Below are 23,170 nucleotides of genomic sequence, written 5' to 3'. Positions count from 1 at the left end.
TTAGCGGGAATAGAAAAACAGTCATGCGTTTCAAAATCAAAATGTACTAGTGAATTTTTCAAAATAGAACTCCAATCGTTTAGCCTAAGGTGGTTGACTCTTGTGTTTCTAGGCGATATAGCGCTTTACACGCCCTAGCGAACCCTTACAATGTGCAGCAAATATATTTATCAAGGTTTATCTCTATGTCTATTCAATGGTTTCCGGGTCACATGCATAAAGCCCGCAAAGAAATCGAAGAAGTTATCCCACAGGTTGATGTGATCATCGAAGTACTGGACGCTCGTATCCCGTTCAGTAGTGAAAACCCAATGATCTCTTCACTGCGCGGCGATAAGCCTTGTGTAAAAGTGTTGAACAAGCGCGACCTTGCCGATCCTGAGCTTACTGAACGTTGGATTGAACACTTCGAGAAAGAGCAAGGCGTTAAAGCGATTGCCATTACCACCAGCGTAAAAGAAGAAGTTAACCACGTGATGGAGCTAGTACGTAAACTGGCACCGCACCGTGAGCAAATGGGCAAGAACATTCGAACAATGATTATGGGTATCCCTAACGTGGGTAAATCGACCATTATCAATTGCTTGGCTGGACGTACGATTGCGGTAACGGGTAACCAACCTGCGGTAACTCGTCGCCAACAACGTATCAACCTGCAAAACGGCGTGATCCTTTCAGATACTCCTGGGATCCTTTGGCCTAAAGTAGAAAACCCACACAGCGGCTTCCGTTTAGCTGCGACTGGTGCGGTAAAAGATACAGCAATGGAATACGACGAAGTGGCATTCTACACAGTAGAATACCTAGCTAAGCAGTACCCTCACCTTTTACAAGAACGCTACCAAATTGAAGAGCTGCCAGACTCTGACATCGAATTGATGGAAGCGATTGGTCGTAAGCGTGGTGCACTTCGTGCTGGCGGTCATATAGACATTCACAAGTGTTCTGAAATCCTTCTTCACGAACTTCGCAGCGGTACTTTAGGCAAAGTAACGCTAGAACTACCAGAGATGATCACCAAAGAGTTGGTTGAAGTAGAAGAAGCGGCTGCACTGAAAGCTGAGCAACAGATTAAGAAGAAAGAAGAACGTCGTAAGCGTTACTTAAAGAACAAGCGCTAATCGCTATTAGTTTTTGTTAAACTCCATTAGTTTCTGTTAACCACTCTTACACTAGCCTCTAAGATATTCACGTTCTACCGATAATAGAGCGTGAATATTGCCTTGTACCGTTTGTTGATCTAGCTAACATACTGACAAATATATAGAAATGGTCATTTACAATCCCAAAGACTGTGACATACTACGCAAATTATTGTGTATTCATTTCGGCTAGTTTCTCAATGCGCTCTTATTCTGGGTTCAAGAATCAAAGATTTAAAACCTATTTCGATAATGAAATTTATTTGCCGTACATAAATTTCATCTACATCCCGATCTCAATATTCTGTGCTTTCATTGTTACCGACTACATTCACTTTGGTACAGAGTGTGTAACACCTATCATTTTCCGAGTCTTACTTTTTCTATTGATGATGGCTGTCGCCAGATACTGCATTACAAATAAACCCAACGTTTTAGAACTCATAGAAAGTACATTCCTTGTAATTAGCTCGCTTTTCTTGGTCTATGTCGGCCGACTCGCTATCGAGCTGAGTAATTTCGATTACCAAGGTGGCATCATTCTCGTAATGATCTACATCGGAACCTTTTCAAGACTGTCTGTTAAATACAGCATCTCTACGCTGTCATTTATCTTTTTGGCTTATCTCGTTGGCCTTGCCCCTCAGCTTTATGAAGCAGAGCCTAGTCACGAAATAGAAACCATTTCCGTATACGCTTCAGCTTATATTCTTATTGCGGCTTCTTGTTTAAGACGAGATTTCGAAGTGCATAAACGATTTACTCAATCCGAACAGCTTCGTAAACAAGCAATACAACTCCGCAAGCAATCTAATATGTTTGAAGCCCTTTCTTATCAAGATGCGCTAACGGGTTGCTACAACCGCCTTTATCTTCATCAGGTGATCGAACCAAGCATAGACCGTCAGTTATCCATTACATCGATAATGATAGATATTGATCATTTCAAATCGATTAACGACACCTACGGCCACCAAATGGGTGATATGGTGATCAAAGAACTGGCCGATGAGATTCAAAAAAGGCTACCAACCAGCAGTAACTGCTTTCGATACGGCGGCGAAGAGTTTTTGGTGATGGTCCAAGGAGAAACTGAGGCTTCAATTGAATCGCTCGTTAATTCCCTTTTAGAATCCCCTTCTCGCCTTAGGTTAGAAGTAACGATTTCAATCGGTGTGAAACATGCACCTCAAGCCCTCGGTTCTGTCGAGCAGCTTATCGACGATGCCGATCAAGCACTCTACATTTCGAAGAAGAGCGGTAGAAATAAGATCACATGGAGTGATTAATCGCCCAGCATTTCACGCGCCCTAGCGATTCATTATAACGACCATTAATCCAATCAAAAAAGCCCCGAACAATTGAATGCTCGGGGCTTTTGTCTTTGTTCTTGTGCTTTAAAATAGCTTAGTTAAGAACCTGCTACTCAGCAAACAACCAGTACTCAACAAGAATCTACTAAGAATACACAACGCTCGCTGTTTTCTGTTCAAGTTCAACGGGAGAGCTCCAAGAAATCACTTTTTCATTCACTTGGCTGCCACATGGTGCGTTCCAAACTTGCTCTAGTTCTTCTTTGCCACCAATCGCCTGATAAAAAGCAATCGCTTGGTGGTTCTCAGACATCACCTCTAGGTAAAGCCCCGAATCAGAATAGTATTGCTGCAACCACTTTGACAATTCAGACAATAGACGCTTGCCAACACCACGACCGTGGTAATTATTGTCTACGTGTAACGCATCAATGAACGTACCACGTTCAAAGTTGTGATTACCAAACGCGCAGACGAAACCAACCAGTAAACCGCCTTCTTCAAGCAATAAAACATGTTGGTTGAAAGGAGGATTAATTAAACGAGTCTGCCAAATAACAGATCTGTCCTCCAAAACATCATTTTCTAGGTAATCATCAGCAAGAATGCCACGGTAATATAGCTTCCAGCTATCCGCGTGTAATTGGGCAATCCGCTCATAATCTTTATATTCAGCTACCTTAATTTCCATTTATTAGCCCTTAGTACTTCCATTTATGACTTGCTACTACATTTCACACTACCTTTATACAATATTTAAGCAAAACATACTAATACACGTTTACACTTTCAATATTGACTTACACGTGTACGCTGATATTCTAGCGAACAGATGTAAGCTCAATGGAAATTTACTAATGAATAGTGCCGAAAAACCATCAACAAAAAAGCCACCACTAATCTGGCTCAATATTTTTGTATTCTCTTTTAGCATGCTGTTAGCTGTTGTCGCGGCTCCCGTTTATGGCTACTTTTTTGGCTATGGTATGGAGCACTGGATATGGCTAGCGATCTGTTTTACGTTCTGTAACCTTTCTATCACGACGGGTTATCACCGCTTATGGTCACACAAAGCATTTGAAGCGCATTCAAGCCTAAGATTTCTATTTGCATTAGGTGGCGCATTTGCTCTACAAAACAGCGCGCTACACTGGTCTTCTGATCACCGTGTGCACCACAAGCATGTCGATAACAACGACAAAGACCCATACTCAGCAAAGCGTGGCTTTTGGTATTCGCACATCGGCTGGATGATTCGTAATTACAACACTGCAATGTACACAGATTACGAAAATTGTCGCGACCTGAAAAAAGATAAGATTGTTATGTGGCAGCACAAGCATTACGTTTTATTGGCACTGCTTATGAACTTCGGTGTTCCAATCGCATTAGGTGTAATTTACGGTGACGTGCTTGGCATGTTGTTAATTGTGGGTGCAGTTCGTTTGGTCCTCAACCACCACACCACATTCTTCATTAACTCTCTTGCTCACATCTGGGGTAGTCAACCTTTTACCGACAAAAACACAGCGCGTGACAACGGTGTGCTAGCGGTGCTCACTTTTGGCGAAGGCTACCACAACTTCCACCACATATTTGAGAACGACTACCGTAACGGCATCTACTGGTGGCAATACGATCCAACAAAATGGTTGATTAAGAGTGCTTCTTTAATGGGCTTAGCAAGCAAGCTTAAGAAAACACCACAAGCTCGTATTGAAAAAGCTGAAGCATCAATGTTATTAAAGCGCACGCAACAAAAAATCATGCACCGTGCCGATAAGCAACAAATCGCGGAAAAGCTTCAACAAGAGTTCGATGCGCTTGTCTCAAACATGAACGAATACTACGAAGTCAAAAAGCAGCTAATTGAAAGTAAACGCGAAGACGTTGTGAAAAAGTACGAACACTCAGTACTTAAGGTTCGTTACCAACAAATCAAAATGAATTTTGAACAGCAGAAGAAAAATTGGGCGATGACAGTGGAACAATATGCTTAAAGTAAAGCAATACGCTTAACACCCCAATAACAACACTGTTTGATTCTTATTCAAATGCCCTTATCTTCCGATAAGGGCATTTTTATTTCACAGATCTAATTAAATACATGAATTTTAAGTCTTTATTCTAATAACAGACACCAGTTCCAAATGTCACACTTTCGCTGCAACAAGATGTCAACCTATAGAGCTTGCTGTGACAAATGTCACTTACAGAACGATACCCATCCCATAACATGCGCGTCCCAAAATTCTTTCAGCAATTAGCGGACCCATTTTATGAAAATGTTAAAAACATCTATCGCTTTCGCCATCTCTTCCGCACTTTTGATCGGGTGCAGTAGTGACACAGATTACGTTCAACCTGAAGAAGTAAAGATCGCGACTTACAACTTGTCTTTTGATCGTGCCACCTTCCAAGACCTTGTAACGGAAATGCAGATTGAGCCAAGCGCTCAAACAAAACTAGTGACCGACTATTTGGATAACACGATTGATGACGCTGACAAAGAAACGGCAGCAAAAGTTATTCAGATCCGCAACGTCGCAGCTGTGATTCAAAAGAATCGCCCTGACGTGCTTATGATGGCTGAATTTAACAATGACGGCACAGGTACTGATAAATCAGCGCTAGAAGGTTTTCAAAAGAACTATCTCTCTGTCGCTCAAAGTATTGAAGGTGCAGGTGGCGACGCAAACTTAGAGCCAATCTCATACCCATACTTTGAAAGCTACTCAACTAATACAGGTTTACTAAACGAATTTGGTTTTGATTTAGACAATGATGGTAACGCTGGAACACTGCCAGGAGATGCGTGGGGCTTCGGTTTGTATCATGGGCAATACGCATTTGCTCTGATGTCAAAATATGAAATCGACACAGCCAACACGCGTACATTCCAAGAGTTTAAATGGAAAGATCTCGAAGGTGCTACTATTCCAACAATCACTGTTTGCGACGATCCTAGTAAGTTCCCAACAGGTATGGTTTGCGGCGATGAGTGGTACACGAACGACGAATGGGCAGAAGTTCGCTTGTCTTCAAAGAACCACGTTGATGCGCCAATCCTCATCCCAACCAAAGATGGTACAGAAACTGTTCACTTACTGATGTCACACCCTACTCCGCCTGCTTTCGATGTAGGTAAGAACATTGAACAGAACGCAGCCGAAGTAGACTTCTGGCACCAATATATCCAGAACAAATCGTTTATCTATGACGACTCTGGAAAAACGGGTGGCCTTGAGCAAGGGCAACACTTTGTCATGATGGGCGATCAAAACCTAGACCCAGTAGATGGCGACGGTATTAGTTCTGTGATGCAAGACTTGCACAACGATGCATTAGTTAACCAAGATGTCACCAATGGCAGCTTGTATCCGACAAGTTACGGTGCTGCTGAGCATGCTGTCGATAAATCATCATCTCACCCAAAGCCAAACCGTATCACTTCGACGTTTGGACTTGCTGTTGATTACGCACTGCCGTCAGCTTCACTGAACATTGTTGAATCTGGTGTTTATTGGTCAGCTTCGTACGAAGAAGGACGCAAGCTATTCAATGACTCACGAATTGGTGATTATGGTAACGGAAAGGATGTTTCTTCAGATCACCGTATGGTTTGGATCAAAGCTGATTTCAGTAACTAACCCAATTAATTGAGATCTAAGAAGCCCTCATCTTGCCATGGGGGCTTTTTAATGAGAGTAACCTAATCGCCACTAGCTTTTGGCTTTCAACTTGAATTGTGGATGCCAAGAACCATAGTTATTGGATCCCAGAACTCTTTTTTCAATCTGAATTTATACTTATATTACTTGCACTTATTGAGTGGAACACCGAGGAATAAAGAATGGGCAAGCTAACGATTATTGCAACAATCGTCTCTAAAGAAGATAAGATTGAGCTAGTGAAATCAGAGATGATTAAATTGATCGACAAAACCCGTGTTGAAGATGGTTGTATAAATTACGATCTGCACCAAGATAACAGTAACCCTGCTCACTTCGTTTTTCATGAGAACTGGGAGTCTGAAGCTCATCTAGAGAAACACTTAGCGAGCCAACACATCGCCGAGTACATGGCTGCGACTGAAGATTGTATCGAAACCTTTGTGCTTAATAAAATGACTCACATTGCCTAACCTGTCACTCAGTACTGATTCAATAGAAAACCCTGCTCTGATCGCAGGGTTTTTCGTTTCTACAAGCTTATATCTGCTCATTCTAATAATGAAAAAACCCGCCAGAGTAGCGGGTATGGTCAATAATCATGACTGTCAAAGACAGATAGATAATACCAATCGTAGTAAATAACTGTCAGCCTAGCTGGTTCAAAAACTCGATAACTGCGTTAGAATTTTTGATTGTAGAATAACTACTTATCGAAAAATTCTGCCTTGTTCTCAAGTCTTTTTCCTGCGCTATTTCTGATCACTTACTTACTGTGATTGGTATAACAACCATCAATCCAATATTGAGTGCCTCTTTACAGTGGCACTCTGACATTTCTTTTGCTTTAACTAGCACGGGGGCACTAGTTAAAAGCACGAGCCAAAATGCCATTCCCTTGATATTGGTAAACACTTGAATTACTACTTACAAAGACCGATTCTCCGGGCTTAAGAGATACTGTACGTCCTTCTGAAGTGACGGTCGCCTCTCCTTCCACACAAAACAAGATCTCCGCGCTACGTAAATACTGTGACTTGCTCTCATCAGTCGCAGATAAGATATCAAAGCCAAAGTCATCCACTGGAATCGGATAGCTCATCTTACCCTCTTTCAATACAGGCTTAAGGCGAATATCTTCTGGCTTAATCGGCTCAAAGATCGTGTTGTCGATAAGCTCCCGAACGTCTATGTATTTGGGTGTGAGACCTGCACGCAGCACATTGTCTGAGTTTGCCATGATCTCCAAGCCTGTGCCTTGAACATAAGCGTGAGGTGTTTCTGCGAACAGGAACATCGCTTCACCGGGCGCCAGTTCAACCGTGTTGAGCATCAATGGTGCAAACAAACCAATATCACCCGGATAGTGCTGTTTGAATTCAATGCTGTATTGCAGAGCTTCACGCCCCATGGCCGTTTTGGCTGGTCGCGCATGCGCGGCATAAAGCTCATTAAGCGCAGAGGCCTTACGGTCACCTTCAAGAGACATAATTGCGCTAAAGAAAGACTTCAAAGAATCACTGTCGGCATTGGCTTTTAGTACATTACGCTCAATCGCTAACGAAGGAATATCTGCTTCTTCGAACAAGGCAATAATATCGTCGATTGGACGAAAGCCATTCATCGCTTTGTAGAAGGTCAACGCATAAACCAACTCAGGCTTGTGGTTTGGATCTTTGTAGTTTCGATTGGACGCATTCAAAGGGATGCCAAGTGCATTCTCTCGCTCAAAACCTAATTCAGATTTACGCTTATTCGGATGAACCTGAATCGACAACGGTGTTTCAGCGGCTAACACCTTAAATAAGAAAGGTAGTTCACCGAAACGTGCCGCCGTGTACCCACCTAAGACATCGATTCTATTTTCATCAATCATGTGAGAAAGCGGCTCACCGGTATCGCCTACTTTTGAGCAACCATTAGGATGAGCACCCATCCAAATCTCTGCTTGAGGTTCTTGGTTTGGGTTCACAATACCAAACAGTTGGTTGATGGAGTCTTTGCTTCCCCATGCGTAGTTTTGAATAACGTTTTCGAGTTTAAATAGAGACATAATTACTTCTCATTAAAAATCTGGCAGCCAAGCTTGAGCGTGGCGGCGATATTACGGGCAGTACGAGTCAGGTTTTGATTCGCTTCTGATAAAACTTGGTCTAAAGACTGAGGTGAACGTACGGTTCCAAATAAGCTAGACATTGAGCCGTAAAGCTTTTCAACGTCTTTCCCCAAAGAGCCCGCAATTCCAATGGTTGGAATACTCAGCTTTTGAGCTCTCTGAGCGATACCGAAAGGTGTTTTACCTTGCAGTGTTTGGTTGTCCATCTGCCCCTCTCCGGTCACGACCAGTGAAGCACCTTCAAGAACCTTATCTGCATCCAAAGCATCTAATACCATCTCAATACCCGCTTTAATTTGGATATTGAATGCAAGACTTAACCCCAGAGGTGTACCACCAGCCGCACCAAAACCAGCTGTGTCGCGATGATTAGTACCCGTATGTGCTTGAGCGATATCGGCAAAGTGACCGATCGCAATATCAAGTTGTTCAACTTGAGCTTTTGATGCTCCCTTCTGTGGACCAAACACGGCACTGGCTCCGCTTTCACCACACAGTGGATTATTCACATCACATGCGACCACGAACGTCACTTCTTTACATCTCGGATGTAGCCCATCAAGATCGATGTTTGCTAGTTGACTTAATTCGGCGCCGCCACCAGATAACTCGTTGCCTTGCTTGTCTAATAGCTTGCCTCCCAACGCTTGTAAAATGCCAGCACCTGCATCGTTGGTTGCGCTGCCGCCCAGACCAATGATGATTTGTTCCACGCCTTTATCTAGCGCATCTCGAATCAGCAACCCTGTGCCGTAAGACGATGCTTTGAGAGGTGATCTTTCTTCTACGGTTAATCGGTCTAAACCCGACGCTTGGGCAAACTCTACCAAGGCAGCGTTTACGCTTTTTCCATCAACCTGTTGTACAAGTGAAGCCCAGTAAGCCGTGCATTCACGTCCGATTGGATCCGTCGTTTGCAGCCCTTGCTTCTTACCATTGAGCGCGTCTAACAACACGTCTACCGTGCCTTCTCCGCCATCGGCGAGTGGCATTTTCACAAACTCTGCGTGAGGGAAAACGTCAGCAAATCCACGCTCAATACAAGACGCAACTTGATGAGCGCCGAGTGATTCTTTAAATGAATCGGGGGCAATTACAATTTTCATTGTCGTTCACCATTCCCGCCCACCAAGGTGAGCGGGTGATTGAAATTAGAATTTGATTTGGAATGTTTTTGCTTGGCAAGATGCCAATTCACCAAAAGATAAGTCGCCAAAGGTTTCTGTTGCTACATCACCTTCGCGTACTCGCTCGTCCATGCTTGTCTCTTTCCAACTCGAAACGGTTTGAGTGAAGGTGATTGAATCTGACACTGAACCTGTTTCTGCCGGGTTGTAGACACGCATGATCAACGCATCTTCGTCTTCCGCTTTCTTAAGTACGCTTAGTACCGCACCTGCTTGTTGCTTCGATAGCAAGCAGAAGCTCATTGGTAGGTTTTGCTCACCCACATTCAGCTTCATCGCGTTGTAAGGGATCTTGTTGTAGCATTCGATCTGAGTGACATTGTCACGTGCTTGCGCCATGATGTTCGCGTCAATGTGGTTACCAGAGAAGCCACACAGCGTGAATTCACACACTAACTTGCCGCGCACTTGTGAATCTGGTGTCGGGATCTTGATACCTGAAGGACGACCCGGACGAAGCAATAGCTCTTCTTTACCTAACACGCCGATACCGCGGAATAGTGTCAGTGCGAAGGTATCTCGGTTTTCGTCACCTTGAGACGCAATCACTTCAAATTCACGTAGACCATTCGACATGATTGCCATGCCTGCGTTACCGTTTTCTAGCGCAGCGAAGTTCATCAGTTGGTAAACCGGAACCGGTGCTTCTTTCCACTTCTCTTCTTCCCAAACCGCCATTGCTGGGTCATTGGTTGGTCGAGTAATACAACCGAACTGGTTATCCGCAACCACAGTTTCAGAAACGAATGGCGTTGGTACTAAGACACGTACACGGTGGTCGTCGGCTTGGTTGTCTAGTTCCATACGTACTTCAATGCGGCGAGAACCTTGCTTCAATACCACTTGGCATTGCGCTTCAACGAATCCGTTTTGACCCGTGCGTTCTTCACGCTCTGCAAGGTTTGCAGGTACGTTCATTCGGAAAGCGATGTTCGCTACCGATTGGAAGCCTTGGTGGTCAATCGATGTTTCGACTGGGAACTCGTCTGAGTACAGTAACCATTCTTGACGAGATGGAGAGTAATCGTACTCATCGCCGTCATCAGAACCGTCTTCCAAACGAAGTACTTGGTCGAACACTTGCTCTGTCTCTTTATCGAAAATAGTCAGAGTACCGTTGTCGTTCACATTGATTCGGTAGTACTCGTTTTCTAATAGGTAGTCCTTTTGCTCGGCAACTTTTACAGCGCCCTTCTCGTTACCTTGGATATGTAACGTGGTGAAGCCCATAGCTGGAACAGTGCGTTTGATTTGAATATCAAACTCCATGAACGGGTCGTAGTTACCGTAGTGAACGATTTGGCGGTCTACTTTACCTGGGTCAATTTGGCGCTTGTCTTGGATGAAGTACTCAACTGGGTTTTCGTTTTCATCAAAGATTGAAAATTCTTGAGCACGGATAGTAATGGTTGTGTTCACCACTTCTTCACGCTCGTACGGAGAAAGGTTAAACATCGCCAGTTTGTCGCAACCTTCGCGATCCGGCATATGGTCAACAATCTTACGCTTGTAGAAATGAATCAGGTTGGTCGCCATGTCGTCCGCAAGGATGTAACGGTTTAGGATTTCAGCGTGAACCTTGTCTGAACAGCAGCAACCAATCGAGTCATGAGCGTGGTTCTTCATGCTCTCTTTCCACATTTTCTCAATCAAACCATGGTGGTATTCGAAGCCTAATGTCCAAGCGATAGACGCTAGAGGCTCCAAGATGTTTACAATCTTGTTTTCGATTTCTGCGTGGATCAGTTTGATGTCCATACGCGTAGAAGAGATCGTACGGTGAACACGCATGTATTTACCGTCGTTGAACTCGCCTTTGATTGTGTCGAGTTGGTCGCGTGCTGCTTCTACTTTTTCGAATACTTCTTCAAAGCGGCTCATTGAAAATTCGCGATCTGGGTAGATTTCGCGAAGTTTGTCCATAACTTCAAAGATGTCTTTCTGAATCGGCATTTGATCGTGGCCGTTCGGTAATAGGATGTCTTTCGTTACCGATGGTTTTTCTAGCACTGGGAAGTACTTATCTAAACGAGCGCGTAGACCTTCTTCATCTTGCGGAAGGTATTTACCAATCGCGTAACCCAGTGGAAGCACTTGTGCAGTCACTTCACTGCCGTCATTAGACTGCCATAAGAATTCTGTTTTATTCGTGCCATGACGCTCTGAACAACCACGCCAGAACATTGCACGCGTGATGTCGAAACCGTTGTAGATCATCGGCAGCTGTGAGCTCATGCTGAATGAATCTGGTAGGTAACCGATCTTCATTGCATCGCCAAATTTCATACAGTCACGAATGCCATACATCATGTTACGCACAATCGACTCACCAGAAACTTGCATTGTGTCGGTTTGAGAATACCAAGGGCCAATAATAAGCTTGCCCGCTTCAACCAATGCTTTTACGCGTTCTGTGTTCTCTGGTTTGATCGCAAAGTAGTCTTCTAGAACAGCGGTTTGACCATCTAGAACGTAGTATTTGTATTCTGGATCACTCTCCAGACGGTTCATGATTTCTTCCATGTTGTTCACAAGAAGAATGCGAGACTCTTCTGTTGTGAAATACCATTCACGATCCCAGTGCATGTGTGGAGTAATATGTACGCGTGATGTAGTCATAATCATTTACCTAAATGTGTCGCTTCGAGTAAAACTAAAGTTCGAACCCAAATACGACTAAATTAAAGTTTTTCAAGGGGTTAAAATTGGCTGCCACTAAATTTAGGGTGCAGAAAACCACACCCAGAATCTGTGTGAATAAAACCGTTAGGAGCACAGGTATTTAGGACAGCCAAGTTGTTCGTTATTTTTTATATGGTGTTCTAATTGCGAGTTAGAAGTTAGCTCAAAATTTAGTTAGTTCTGTGTTGCAGTACTTGCTTCAAACTTACCCTTTTTTACAGCATGACCACGCCACATCAGAAGAGTAACAGTTGAAATCACTGTGCCGACAATCGCAGCACCGAACCAGATTGCAGCAGCAGAGAATGCGCCCAAACCTGAATCGTGTAACAAGAAGATAGAGAAAATACCTGCACCCGGAGTCGATAGACCGATACCTGCCGCACCAACCATCGCGCCTGTAACCACAGAGCCTAGTAGGAATGAACCGATTACACGGATTGGATCTTCAATCGCCATTGGGATTGCACCTTCAGTAATACCCGCTAGGCCAAGTAGCCAAGTTGATTTACCGGTTTCAATCTCAAAGTCTTTGAATAGGCGTGGAGCAATCATGGTTGAAGCCGTTACGGTGAACGCCGATACCATTTTTACTGAACCAAAGATTGCGTATGGGCCATAAACACCGTTCGCCATTGCACCTAAACAGAATGCGTAAGCGGCTTTGTTTACCGGACCACCTAAGTCGAATGATACAAACAGACCAAGAATCGCACCCAATAACAGCGCATTGGTGCCAGACATACCGTTCAACCAGTCCGTTAGGCCTTGGTTTAGGAACGCTACAGGTTTACCGATAACAAATAGCATCAAGCTACCTGCCACCAAAGTACCGATCACCGGATAAAGGTAGAAAGTAAGGAAGCCGTTAAACGCAGGGCCTAAGCGAACATGCTCTTTTACCCAACGCATCACGTAACCAGCAATCAAACCACCAACAACACCGCCTAGGAAACCAGAGCCAATGATGTTTGCTGCAATACCTGCGGCAAAACCAGGACCAAGTGCGGGTTTGTCTGCTAATGAGTAAGCTGTGTAAGCCGCCAATACTGGCACCATCAATGTACCCAGTAGGCCGCCACCTAGTTTGCGATACATCCATAGCCAAGAATCTTTTGTTGCGTAGAGCTCTTGCAGGTCAAAAATTTGCGCGATAAGAACAGCAACCGCAAGAACAGTACCACCAGCAACGATAAGAGGAACCGCGTAAGAAATACCAGAAAGCAGTGCTTGTTTAAGCTCAGTTTTCAGTGGCAGTTTCTTCGGTTTGTCATCAGTAGCAACTTTACGCTCTGCACCGTTGCCTTTTTTCGACTCTTCAATTGCTTCATTTAGAATGCGTTCACCGTGTTTAATCGGTTCTGCAACTGGGGTTTCAACACGAGGAATGCCATTAAAGCGCTCAGATTCTTTAATCGCAACTTCAGCAGCAAACACACACGCCACAGCATTATTAAGTTGTTCCGCAGTTAAGCGATCTTCAATACCGTTTGCGCCTTGTTTTTCAACATGCACATTATAGCCAAGCTTTTTGCCCGCCTTTTCAAGATATTCTGCCGCCATATAGGTATGAGCAATGCCTGCAGGGCAAGCAGTAACACATACAATTGTCGGTGCATTTGTATCTAAGTTGTCTTGTTTTTCTTCTTGTTGATTGTCGCCATCAAGAAGCACAAAGATTTCTTCAGCGGTTGTCGCTTTTAATACCGCTTCGCGAACATCGTCGTCAACCAATGTAGTTGTCAATGCAGTGAGCAGATGCATGTGGGTAGAACCCGCTTCTGCATTTGGAATCGCAATTAGGAAGATAAGATTTACATCTTCGTCTTCATCCAAGCCTTTCCATTTCATGTCTTCTTTAAGCGTTGCTACAGCGAAGCCAGCTTCTTTAACCGCGTCAGTCTTGCCATGCGGTACTGCTAGGCCTTCGCCAAGCGCTGTCGGGCCTTGCTCTTCACGAGCAAATACTGCATCAAGATACTCTTGCTTGTTATGCAGTTTGCCTTGCTGATCCAGTTGGTCAGCAAGTGCGTAAATCGCTTCTTCTCGACTGCTAAACTTAGTTTGCAGATTTACGAGCGACTTATTCGTTAGAGTAGTAAGTTTCATAACCTTTGTCCCATAGTCACGGATTAGTACGACAGTCGTCCCTGTCGACGAGAAGAATAATACAACTTCAAGACATTTAATCCGTGATCACGATCTCACCAATACATATTTGTATTTAATTTGTATTTAATCGTATTGGAAAATCCTTTAAGAAAGCTTGTTATGTATCGTTTAATTTGTATTATATGTACTACAAAACGCCGATACGACGCTCACACTAACCTTTAAAGCAAGGCTTATATAGAGCAAATTTACGTATTTAAGGTACAGGTTGTTAATCAAAGTCTAGTTGTTCTAGCGCACAAATGAGGCAAAAATGGCAAGACTCCCTATGTATCGCCAAATCGCCGATGCAATAAGAGAAAAGATCAGTTCTGGTGAATATAAAGTTGGAGAAGCACTCCCAACGGAAGCGCAATTGCGTGAAGTATTCTCGGTAAGTCGTGTAACGGTTAGACAGGCGCTGAAACTACTGATCGAAAACGATGAGCTGGAAAGCGTTCAAGGTAGCGGTACTTACGTCAAAGAGAACAAGATCAATTACGACATCTACAAACAGTCGAGCTTTCAAGAAAAGTGGGCGCATTTGGATGTGGTTACACACAGTGAAGTTCTGGCCTTCGAAATGAAGCCGTGTTCTTTGGCGATGTCTGAACATTTAGATATCAAAGAAGGCGAATTGGTTTTCTACGTAAAGCGTGTTCGTTTCATAGACAACAATCCAATCACGGTTGAAGAAACTTGGTTACCTGTTGCCTTATTCCCAGATCTCACCTATCAAGTGATGCAGACATCAAAGTACGACTTTATTGAGAACACCAAAGGCATGGTGATTGATAGAAGTGAGCAAGAATTGGTGCCGATTCTTCCGCCTGAAGATGTTGCGAAACAGCTAGGTATTGACCCAGCTCAGCCTATCATTGAAAAACGTACTCGCGGTTACCTTGCCAATAACACGGTGTTTGAATACAGCCGTAACTACTTCACGTCTAACGATTACCGATTTACTTTGGTCGCAAGACGCCAAAGATAATACCCATCAGCGAGTTTCTATAATAGCAAATTGACCAGCACAGAGATCGCCTTGTTCTCTGTGTTTCTGTGCTGTTATTTCAATCATGAACCTAGCTTTCTCCCCAAAATAATCCTAAACCAATATCAAGCAACCTCACGAAAGATCATTCACGTTCATTTAAATACTGTTCGCGCGCTTTGAACATAAACTAAGCGCCAAATGACAAGAACAACAGTCGACAGGAATGTAAATGAATACCAAACAACTTGAGGACGCGGTAAGCGAAGTGAGCTTATTCAATCAGCACCTCCACTTAATCCAATCCGTGCATACCATTCCGACCCCAAAAATGAATTGGGAGTCGATTGCGATGGAACCTGCGCCGGCAATGCCAACGGTCCGATTCGATCATAAAGTCAAAGCCATGGAAGCACTCGATGAGTACAAGCCTAACTGGCTAGATATGTTGCTGGGCAGCAAGTCGAAGTTGTACACCCTCACCAACAATATTGAGCGTGCGGCCGAAAAAGACATCGAACAATACAAAACTGAGTTTGTAAGTTGGGTTCAACACTACAGCTACTGGGCCAAAGGTAATCAGTTGTCGAAAGGCATTTTAAACAACGATAGTGGCGCCAAGCTTTCTGCCCTTTCAGAAGCGCAGCAGAACTCGATTAACGCCGCTGTAGTCGACACCAAGCTGATAAACCATAACTTTAATACCTATAAGAATGGGCACCTATTAGAAGTCAATATTCAGGTTAATAAGCACAACGTCATCCCTAAAGAGAAAAAGGTATTGTGCCAAGGCGAAGTGAAGCTTGAAACGATGCCTCTTTCTGAAAGCAACACCTTATATCGTGAGTATGTGTGCAGCTGTATTCTTAAATGCGCGCAAGATGCTTTCAACGTCTTGCCTGAGACCAGCGTCTTAATCAATGTTGAACAGGTTCTAGCTGACTATTCGAGTGAGACCATTGTTTCATGCCATGTCGAACAGGGATTACTCGAGTTCCTATTAATCGAAGATGATAAACCCTCTGAGATACTTGAATTCTTTGTGCATATTGAAGATTTCAACCCTCATCGAGGCAACGGGTTTTCTGCGATTAAAACCATCTTCTCGCCTTTGCCTATCGCGTCTTAAATCAATCCAATTTTCGATTCAATCATTGACTACTATTCACGGCTAACCTTACGTTCGTCGTGTTAAATCACTTTATAAACCAAACCATTATGTCGACACACACTATCTCACAAACAACGCGCCCATTAACAAGCACAGTTTTATACACACGTTCCCTAGCAAAACTGCCTTTATTTCTCATCGCGTTCTCTATGCCCGTATTTGGAGATGAGGTTGAAGAAGTTGTACTCGAGGACGACGTCGTATTAAGCGAAGCTTCTGAGTTAAAAGAAGAAGCTGAAGAATCCCCTTTTACGACCCTGACTAAGCTCGGATTTATCTACTCACAAAACACAAGCTCATCTTTGTCGATCAACTCTGGAATCTCTGTTGGATACAAAAAAGAGAACTGGGGCCAACGAGTTCAATTTGATACCTACTATACCGATGCTGAAAACGATGAAGACGGCACCAATCGCTATACCACCAACTATGGCATTAGCTATGACCTGAACGAAGTCACCTATTTGGTCGCCACAACACGTTTTGAACACGACCACTTTGGTACTTATCGTAAGCAATTCATAACGGCTACAGGACTGGGTCGCCACTTTTATGATACTGAAAGAATCAAACTCCAAGGATCTGCCGGTCCGGGTTACCGAATCAGTAAGCGACAGTCTTCTGATGAAGAGTTTCCAAACAAAGAGAACTATGAACTGATCGTCAATGCCAATATTGATGGATCATTAACCCTAACAGAAACGTTTTCTATGGGGGCAACGGCTAACATGGCTTACGGTGAAGAGAATACCAACTACAACCTAAAGGGCTATTTGAAGAACATTCTGATGGGCAATTTGGCACTCACGTTTGATACCGAATACATTTACAATACTACGGTTGCGTCAGACCAAAGTAACGCTGAAATCTACAGTTCAATGAATCTAAACTACGATTTCTAAATAACGCTTCCCCCATCGAACTTGCAAAAGGATTTGCATGTTCGTCTAAGCTTCCCATCACTCCGTAATTTGTTCATCACTACTATTCCTGCCGCTTATTGACTTAAGCAGAACCGCTAAGCCGCTATTTGATTATATAGAAAACGTTAATTCTGTTTTGCCCTGCACCCCGTTTATCTACAAACCTTGGTGTAATAGATTGGTCGCAAGCAAACAAAAGGAGCGAACACATTATGTTATCTAATCAACTAGAGCGCGCACGGGCCATCGATTTACCGACACGAGAAGCGATGCTTCAACGAGCTCCTTCTGTACAACAGTTTTGGAACAACAATAAGGGCTTGTTCAGCGAGGCTTGGAAAGAATGGGAAGCAAGTGCGGAAGGCAGCCAATTGGATTTCGATGATTCGCTGTTAGATGCCCGCCTGCGTGAAGCTGTCAGAGAAGCTTGGCAAAATCCAACGAATGAAATCGCGGTAAAAGACTTGCTCGAAGAGATCTCTCCTGGAGTATTTAAGTTCCAGTTCTTTGATGCTGAACGTCTCGCTGAGTTGCGTGATTACTTGGAAGCGGTCTCTAACGCACAAATTCCGCTGCGCCCACCATATGGCATAGTGCTTAACCGTGGTGGAGCGATGTTAGACAGCCGTTCAGAAGGTTATTTAGCAGCGCCAAGTTTCCAAGCGTTTTACCGAGATTTACTCGACAGTTACATGCGCCCTATCGCTCGTTTATTGTTCCCAGAAATCATGGGCTACGATACACAAACTTTTGGGTTCTCGATTCAGTATCAAGCGAACAAAGATACCTCTTTACGTCTCCATACTGATGCGTCTTCTGTCACGCTCAACATTAACGTAAATATGCCAGATGAAGAGTTTTCAGGGTCAGAACTTAATTTTTATGACCCTGCTACGGGTAAGATGAACGAAACGACATTCACGCCCGGTGTCGCTATGATTCATCGAGGAAACGTCGCACATGCGGCGCTGCCGATAACAAGTGGTGAACGTTCGAACTTGGTATTGTGGTTGTATGGAGACCGTGGACAAATACCACACCACAATTCGCTACCAGAGCCTATAGATGCGCATCAACGTTGGACGGTACCAACCGTGGTACATGACGATTTTTCGCCGTTCTAGACTGTTTCGTACCGCTCTAGACAGCTTCGTACCGTTCTGGACAGCTTCGGGCCGTTCTAGATAGTTTCGTACCATGTTAAATGATACAAACTCTCTTAGCCTTTCATGGCAATTGAGAGAATAAATACAAACGCGCCCACCATGGTCATGGTAGGCGCGTTTTAGTTTTCACTTCAATTGACTCGTCAATCTATATAGCGAGTTATGCGGTTTTCGTTCTCAACCGAGTCAGTATGTCCATCTGTTTTAGATTCGCCATACCAACGTAAGCCACTGGCACTAAGAACAGTGAGAAGAAGGTTCCGGCTGTCAAACCTCCGACCAACACCAAACCAATATTGATTCGACCTAATGAACCCGGACCATCTGCTAATGCCAATGGCAATGAACCAAGGATCATCGTCAATGAGGTCATCAAGATAGGACGCAGCCTTGAACGCGCACTGCTGATCGCCGCTTCTTTGGCACTCACGCCAGATTTGCGTTTTTCGTTGGCAAACTCCACCAGCAAAATACCGTGTTTGGTCACTAGGCCAACCAATGTCAGTAGCCCGATCTTCGAATAAATATTGAGACTTTGACCAAATACCGACAGTGTCAAAATCGCACCCACGATACACAATGGCACCGTCAGCAAGATGATCATTGGGTCGACAAAGCTTTCAAACTGCGCGGCCAATATCAAGAAGATGAAAATCAACGCTAATACGAACAGCACTTGTGCGCCCGCTGTTGAATCAACTAAGTCTTTTACAATTCCATTGAATTCGTAGCTCTGCGCCGGTTTCAATAAGCTTGGAACCGTATCATCAATGTAGGCTTTCACATCACTCGCCGTGTATCCGGGCATCAAATCTGCGGTAATTTCAGCGCTATCTTTACCCATGAACGTCTTAAAGTTAGATTCCGATGTCACTTGTTTGATTGATACAAACTGAGACAAAGGAAGCCTTTGCCCCGACTGTGAATCCACATACAGCTTATCGAGAACCTTAAAGTCGCCGAGATCCTTTCGGTTAACTTGAACTTGAATGGGGTATGTATAACCATCATCGGCTTGCAAATCTGCCGCTTTCACAGAACCAAGGAAGGTCGATAACGCGTTGGTTACGTTACTGTAATCAACACCAGACAACACAATCGCATTACGGTCAATCGACAAGTCATAACGTAATTGGTCGCGTAACATCGAATTTTTAATGTTGGTCACGCCCTCATAACCCTCAAGCGCCTCAACGACCTCACTTGCGGTTTCAGACAACACCGAGGTGTCGCGGTTAACCGTCGTCAGCTCAAGGATCATATTAGTCGCTATGCTTAAGTTATCTGCCGAGCGAACCTTGAAAGACATGCCATAAGCAGAGACCGAACTTTGCGCTTTGGCGATAAACTCGTTAACCAGTTCATCAGCTGACTGGTCACGTTCGCCCCATGATTTCAATAAAACGTGATTAGTCGGAGTCCCTTCGATGTAAGACAAGTTTGCCTCTACCGAACGATCACCTTTGAACACACTGTTAAGTTGCTCGTTGTTGTCGAGGTGATACTGACGCCCTACCCCTGTTGGTGGCGTTGAAGTCACCTCGACAAAACCAGTGTCTTCGGTTGGAAGTAGCACTTGAGGCATTTTCCAAACTGCCAAAACAGACAGAGCAATCAACACCAAAGCAATACTACTCATCAGTGTTTTACGCTCAAACCATTTGCCCAGTTCTTTGGTGTACAAGTCAGACAGAACATTCAGCTTCGCATCAACTTTTTTGTACCACCTTGCTGGCTTTGTAACTGGCTTCATTAAGTAAGCACACATCATGGGCGAGAGCGTTAAAGCAACAAACCCTGAGATGATCACTGCAGCTGCTAAAGTGAAAGCAAATTGTCTAAATAGATCGGCGGTTAAGCCCGACATCAGGCCAATAGGTAGATACACGACCGCTAACGTGAGCGTCATCGCTATCACAGGAAAAACGATCTCTCGACACCCTTTGATTGCAGCATTAAAAGGGGTTTCGCCCTCTTCGATATGTCGGTAACAGTTTTCAGCCACAACAATGGCATCATCGACAACTAAACCAATTGCAAGAATGATGGCCAAGATAGTCAGAACGTTGATACTAAACCCAAGTAGATGCATGACGGCAAATACACCTATCACACACACTGGGATGGTAATGATCGGAATCGAAGCGACACGAACAGAACCAAGGAACAAAACCACGACCGCTGAAACCAGAACAATCGCTTCAACTAAAGTCATGAAGCCTTCGTCAATTGCGGTTTTAATGAAATCAGCTTGGTTGTAGACCATCTTCATCTCAATGCCTTCAGGCAACTGAGGTTGAATCACGTCTATTTGCTTCTTAACCTTATTGGCAACCGTCACTGGGTTTTCACTTTTCAGTGGCAGTACCTGAATCGACATCGCTAAGTTGTCATCTACACGAAGAATGCTCGGCGTAAGGCTCTCTTCGCCCATTTTGACTTCAGCAATATCTCCGACACGAATGATCTTGCCGTTATCGACACGAACCACCAAATCTCGCACATCATCAACACTGGTCACTTGGTTGACTGGGTTAATGGAGAAATCTCGCACCTGACCTTTGATAGTACCCGCGGTAAACGTCGCGTTGTATGAGCTTAATGTACCGACCACGTCTGACGCACTCATGTTAAGCGCCATCATTCGATCAGGTTGTAACCACACACGAACCGCTTTTTCACTGCCACCATACGGCCCCCAAATCCCACCCACACCTTGTATGTGCTTAAACTGGGGCACGACTTGCTGGCTAATATAGTCATACATGTCTTGCTTAGACATCTTGCCGGTATTCACAAACGTGATGATGTTACTCGGCATGCTGGTATCAGAAGAGTCATCCGTTACCGTTGGCTTATCCGTCATACTAGGAGGGAAATCACCAATCGCTTCAACACTGCTACGCAGGTTGTTCATCAAGCTCGTGTATTCGACGTCATTAATGTCATCTTCAAACATGATTTTTAGATTACACGTTCCTTCCTGACAGTCGGTCGTCATGGTTTTCACGCTGTCTAAGCCCGTTGCCGCCGTGATCAGTTTATCTGCCACATTGCGCGACATGAACTCAGCACTGGCACCATTGATCGCAGCGGTTACCGTTGCTGAGGGCGTTTTATGTTCAGGAAAGTATTGGATTGAGAGCTTTTGAAACGACAAAAGCCCAAGCAAAACAATGGTAATACTCAGAACAGACGCAAACACAGGGTGCTTGATACAAATCTCAGGAAGCTTCATTCAGATTCTCCTTTGTTACGGCTTCCTTGCTTTGGGTTTGCTTGCTTAAAGTTTCCTTGCTGTGAGTTTCCTTGTTTAGACTTTCGCTCGATGAATCCTCAACAGTCGCGCTAGTCTCTGCTTGCTCGCTGTTTTCATTGATCGCTTCGTCTATACCTTTTGTTGCCTCCGTCCAATCAACCGAAGGCTCAACCGGATGTGCTTCATCAATCTGTGTTTCGGTCTTTGCTACCTCGGGTTTAACGGTCTGCTTAGTGACCACTTTATCTACCGGCTCCGTTATTAACTCAACCGTTTTCTGCTCCGCATTAGGGTTCATTACCTTAACTAGAGACGCTTTCTTTAGGTTCTGTTGTCCCGTCACTACGACCTGATCACCCAGTTTCAATCCGCTTTCTACAACGACGTACCCATCGTTAGTGTTCACGCCCAATTCAACAATGCGTTGCTCGATTTTTTCGCCATTCACAATCCATACAAAACGTTGTGCATTTTTTGCTTGAACGGAATTTTGGGAAACCACCATTTGAGTCGTGTCTTCGCTCGTCATTTGGCTTACTTTGGCAAACATGCCCGGAACTAAACGATGATCTGGATTGGTCACGTGCGCGTGTACTTCTACGCGACCTGAACTCTCATCAACCGCGGGGGCAATGTAATCCACCACACCAGAAAATGCTTCATCGACAAAAGCATCAACTTGGATTGAGACATTCTGTCCAAGTTTTGCGTTGCCTAGATCCGATTGTCCAATGGAATACTGAACTTCGACAGGATCGAGTTTGATCAAACTGACCAACGCGGTTGTGCCATCAATCTTACTGCCCACTGAGTGGGTGAAGTTAGTTAGCTGCCCATCAAATGGTGCTACCAATAAATAGTCATTCATCAGCGCTTCTTTCTGACGGAAATCAGCCGCAGCTAAATTCGCCTGCTCTCCCAGTTCTTCAACATCTTGTTGAGACATAGAGTCAGGCTGTTTCTTTAGTAATTCTTGTACTCGCTTTAATTTCGACTTTGCTAACGCTAGAGAGCTTCTTGCTTTGTCTAGATCGGCTTTCGCTTTGGTATTGTCCAATTGAGCGATCAACTCGCCTTTTTTAACTGAATCTCCATCTTTGAAATGGATATTGAGAATTTTGTCGGAGGCACTGAATGTCAATGCAGCAGAATCCGTTGCCCTGATTTTGCCAACCTCGTTGATTGAAGATGTGAATGCTTGTTTGTGCGCTTTTTCGATAGTCACAGGAATCAAGTTTGAGTCTTGGGCAAACGATGGAGAGATATGTAAGGCAAACAGTGCCAAACAGATTGTTTTGCTAAGCTTTGTAAATTTCATTTTTAATAACCATAACCGTTGAATTCGTCTGAATTAAAACGTTTTTCTAAGCAGCTATTTCTTACTTAATGAGCTTCCAG

At 44.1% G+C, this 23,170-nt stretch carries 16 protein-coding genes; 9 read left to right on the top strand and 7 right to left on the bottom strand.

Translation table 11 applies throughout. The features are described from left to right. Window positions 1–185: 185 nt before the first annotated feature. Together ylqF and AACU28_RS04370 are read left to right on the top strand one after the other, a co-directional pair. Complete coding sequence (ylqF, locus tag AACU28_RS04375; RefSeq protein WP_102491166.1) at window positions 186–1,121, top strand: ribosome biogenesis GTPase YlqF; 936 nt, start codon at window positions 186–188, stop codon at window positions 1,119–1,121. A gap of 284 nt (window positions 1,122–1,405) precedes the next feature. After that, complete coding sequence (locus AACU28_RS04370; protein ID WP_183091173.1) at window positions 1,406–2,431, top strand: GGDEF domain-containing protein; 1,026 nt, start codon at window positions 1,406–1,408, stop codon at window positions 2,429–2,431. Between the two features lie 169 nt (window positions 2,432–2,600). On the opposite strand, the gene AACU28_RS04365 is transcribed toward AACU28_RS04370, so the two are convergent. Beyond that, complete coding sequence (locus tag AACU28_RS04365) at window positions 2,601–3,146, bottom strand: GNAT family N-acetyltransferase (protein ID WP_004731280.1); 546 nt, start codon at window positions 3,144–3,146, stop codon at window positions 2,601–2,603. A gap of 166 nt (window positions 3,147–3,312) precedes the next feature. Between AACU28_RS04365 and AACU28_RS04360 the strand changes: the two genes are divergently transcribed. The 3 genes from AACU28_RS04360 to AACU28_RS04350 all read left to right on the top strand — a co-directional run bounded on the left by AACU28_RS04360 (window position 3,313) and on the right by AACU28_RS04350 (window position 6,599). Further along, complete coding sequence (locus AACU28_RS04360) at window positions 3,313–4,455, top strand: acyl-CoA desaturase (RefSeq protein WP_029222538.1); 1,143 nt, start codon at window positions 3,313–3,315, stop codon at window positions 4,453–4,455. Window positions 4,456–4,734: 279 nt separating this feature from the next. Beyond that, a complete protein-coding gene (locus AACU28_RS04355) occupies window positions 4,735–6,105 on the top strand; it encodes an endonuclease/exonuclease/phosphatase family protein (protein WP_121602436.1) in 1,371 nt (456 codons plus the stop codon). A gap of 203 nt (window positions 6,106–6,308) precedes the next feature. Further along, window positions 6,309–6,599, top strand: coding sequence for a putative quinol monooxygenase (locus tag AACU28_RS04350; RefSeq protein WP_061025548.1), 291 nt, complete (start codon window positions 6,309–6,311; stop codon window positions 6,597–6,599). A gap of 392 nt (window positions 6,600–6,991) precedes the next feature. On the opposite strand, the gene manA is transcribed toward AACU28_RS04350, so the two are convergent. The 4 genes from manA to mngA all read right to left on the bottom strand — a co-directional run bounded on the left by manA (window position 6,992) and on the right by mngA (window position 14,220). Further along, window positions 6,992–8,179, bottom strand: a complete 1,188-nt coding sequence (manA, locus tag AACU28_RS04345) for a mannose-6-phosphate isomerase, class I (RefSeq protein ID WP_121602435.1) — start codon at window positions 8,177–8,179, stop codon at window positions 6,992–6,994. A gap of 2 nt (window positions 8,180–8,181) precedes the next feature. Next, window positions 8,182–9,348, bottom strand: a complete 1,167-nt coding sequence (locus tag AACU28_RS04340) for a glycerate kinase (RefSeq protein ID WP_121602434.1) — start codon at window positions 9,346–9,348, stop codon at window positions 8,182–8,184. 45 nt (window positions 9,349–9,393) lie between these two features. After that, window positions 9,394–12,048 (bottom strand): mannosylglycerate hydrolase, encoded by a 2,655-nt coding sequence (gene mngB, locus AACU28_RS04335; RefSeq protein ID WP_121602433.1) that lies wholly within the window; start codon window positions 12,046–12,048, stop codon window positions 9,394–9,396. A 237-nt stretch (window positions 12,049–12,285) separates the two neighbouring features. Further along, window positions 12,286–14,220 (bottom strand): PTS 2-O-a-mannosyl-D-glycerate transporter subunit IIABC, encoded by a 1,935-nt coding sequence (gene mngA, locus AACU28_RS04330; protein WP_121602432.1) that lies wholly within the window; start codon window positions 14,218–14,220, stop codon window positions 12,286–12,288. Between the two features lie 316 nt (window positions 14,221–14,536). Here mngA and AACU28_RS04325 point away from each other — a divergent pair, with 316 nt between their 5' ends. The 4 genes from AACU28_RS04325 to AACU28_RS04310 all read left to right on the top strand — a co-directional run bounded on the left by AACU28_RS04325 (window position 14,537) and on the right by AACU28_RS04310 (window position 18,471). After that, the gene (locus tag AACU28_RS04325; protein ID WP_009845448.1) at window positions 14,537–15,253 is read left to right on the top strand and encodes a GntR family transcriptional regulator; all 717 of its coding nucleotides are present in this window, start codon (window positions 14,537–14,539) and stop codon (window positions 15,251–15,253) included. A 232-nt stretch (window positions 15,254–15,485) separates the two neighbouring features. Further along, complete coding sequence (locus tag AACU28_RS04320) at window positions 15,486–16,382, top strand: hypothetical protein (RefSeq protein ID WP_121602431.1); 897 nt, start codon at window positions 15,486–15,488, stop codon at window positions 16,380–16,382. Between the two features lie 191 nt (window positions 16,383–16,573). Further along, entirely contained in the window at window positions 16,574–17,326 is a 753-nt protein-coding gene (locus AACU28_RS04315; RefSeq protein ID WP_121602430.1) for a DUF481 domain-containing protein, read from the top strand. Between the two features lie 233 nt (window positions 17,327–17,559). Beyond that, window positions 17,560–18,471, top strand: a complete 912-nt coding sequence (locus AACU28_RS04310; RefSeq protein WP_102502899.1) for a 2OG-Fe(II) oxygenase — start codon at window positions 17,560–17,562, stop codon at window positions 18,469–18,471. Window positions 18,472–18,673: 202 nt separating this feature from the next. On the opposite strand, the gene AACU28_RS04305 is transcribed toward AACU28_RS04310, so the two are convergent. Both AACU28_RS04305 and AACU28_RS04300 read right to left on the bottom strand, forming a co-directional pair. Continuing rightward, window positions 18,674–21,751, bottom strand: coding sequence for an efflux RND transporter permease subunit (locus AACU28_RS04305; RefSeq protein WP_121602429.1), 3,078 nt, complete (start codon window positions 21,749–21,751; stop codon window positions 18,674–18,676). Next, entirely contained in the window at window positions 21,738–23,090 is a 1,353-nt protein-coding gene (locus tag AACU28_RS04300) for an efflux RND transporter periplasmic adaptor subunit (protein ID WP_121602428.1), read from the bottom strand. The genes AACU28_RS04305 and AACU28_RS04300 overlap by 14 nt, the downstream gene beginning before the upstream one ends. Window positions 23,091–23,170: the final 80 nt, after the last annotated feature.

This window comes from Vibrio sp. SBT000027 (assembly GCF_963894355.1).
Classification (GTDB): domain Bacteria; phylum Pseudomonadota; class Gammaproteobacteria; order Enterobacterales; family Vibrionaceae; genus Vibrio; species Vibrio splendidus.
Note: the sequence above shows the minus strand (reverse complement) of the source record. Positions and strands in the feature narration are given on the sequence as shown.

Excerpts from the sequence above, each read along its gene's own strand:
- ylqF (WP_102491166.1), top strand. The coding sequence starts at position 186 with ATGTCTATTCAATGGTTTCCGGGTCACATGCATAAAGCCCGCAAAGAA.
- AACU28_RS04365 (WP_004731280.1), bottom strand. The coding sequence starts at position 3,146 with ATGGAAATTAAGGTAGCTGAATATAAAGATTATGAGCGGATTGCCCAA.
- AACU28_RS04360 (WP_029222538.1), top strand. The coding sequence starts at position 3,313 with ATGAATAGTGCCGAAAAACCATCAACAAAAAAGCCACCACTAATCTGG.
- AACU28_RS04355 (WP_121602436.1), top strand. The coding sequence starts at position 4,735 with ATGAAAATGTTAAAAACATCTATCGCTTTCGCCATCTCTTCCGCACTT.
- AACU28_RS04350 (WP_061025548.1), top strand. The coding sequence starts at position 6,309 with ATGGGCAAGCTAACGATTATTGCAACAATCGTCTCTAAAGAAGATAAG.
- manA (WP_121602435.1), bottom strand. The coding sequence starts at position 8,179 with ATGTCTCTATTTAAACTCGAAAACGTTATTCAAAACTACGCATGGGGA.
- AACU28_RS04340 (WP_121602434.1), bottom strand. The coding sequence starts at position 9,348 with ATGAAAATTGTAATTGCCCCCGATTCATTTAAAGAATCACTCGGCGCT.
- mngB (WP_121602433.1), bottom strand. The coding sequence starts at position 12,048 with ATGACTACATCACGCGTACATATTACTCCACACATGCACTGGGATCGT.
- mngA (WP_121602432.1), bottom strand. The coding sequence starts at position 14,220 with ATGAAACTTACTACTCTAACGAATAAGTCGCTCGTAAATCTGCAAACT.
- AACU28_RS04325 (WP_009845448.1), top strand. The coding sequence starts at position 14,537 with ATGGCAAGACTCCCTATGTATCGCCAAATCGCCGATGCAATAAGAGAA.
- AACU28_RS04320 (WP_121602431.1), top strand. The coding sequence starts at position 15,486 with ATGAATACCAAACAACTTGAGGACGCGGTAAGCGAAGTGAGCTTATTC.
- AACU28_RS04315 (WP_121602430.1), top strand. The coding sequence starts at position 16,574 with ATGCCCGTATTTGGAGATGAGGTTGAAGAAGTTGTACTCGAGGACGAC.
- AACU28_RS04310 (WP_102502899.1), top strand. The coding sequence starts at position 17,560 with ATGTTATCTAATCAACTAGAGCGCGCACGGGCCATCGATTTACCGACA.
- AACU28_RS04305 (WP_121602429.1), bottom strand. The coding sequence starts at position 21,751 with ATGAAGCTTCCTGAGATTTGTATCAAGCACCCTGTGTTTGCGTCTGTT.
- AACU28_RS04300 (WP_121602428.1), bottom strand. The coding sequence starts at position 23,090 with ATGAAATTTACAAAGCTTAGCAAAACAATCTGTTTGGCACTGTTTGCC.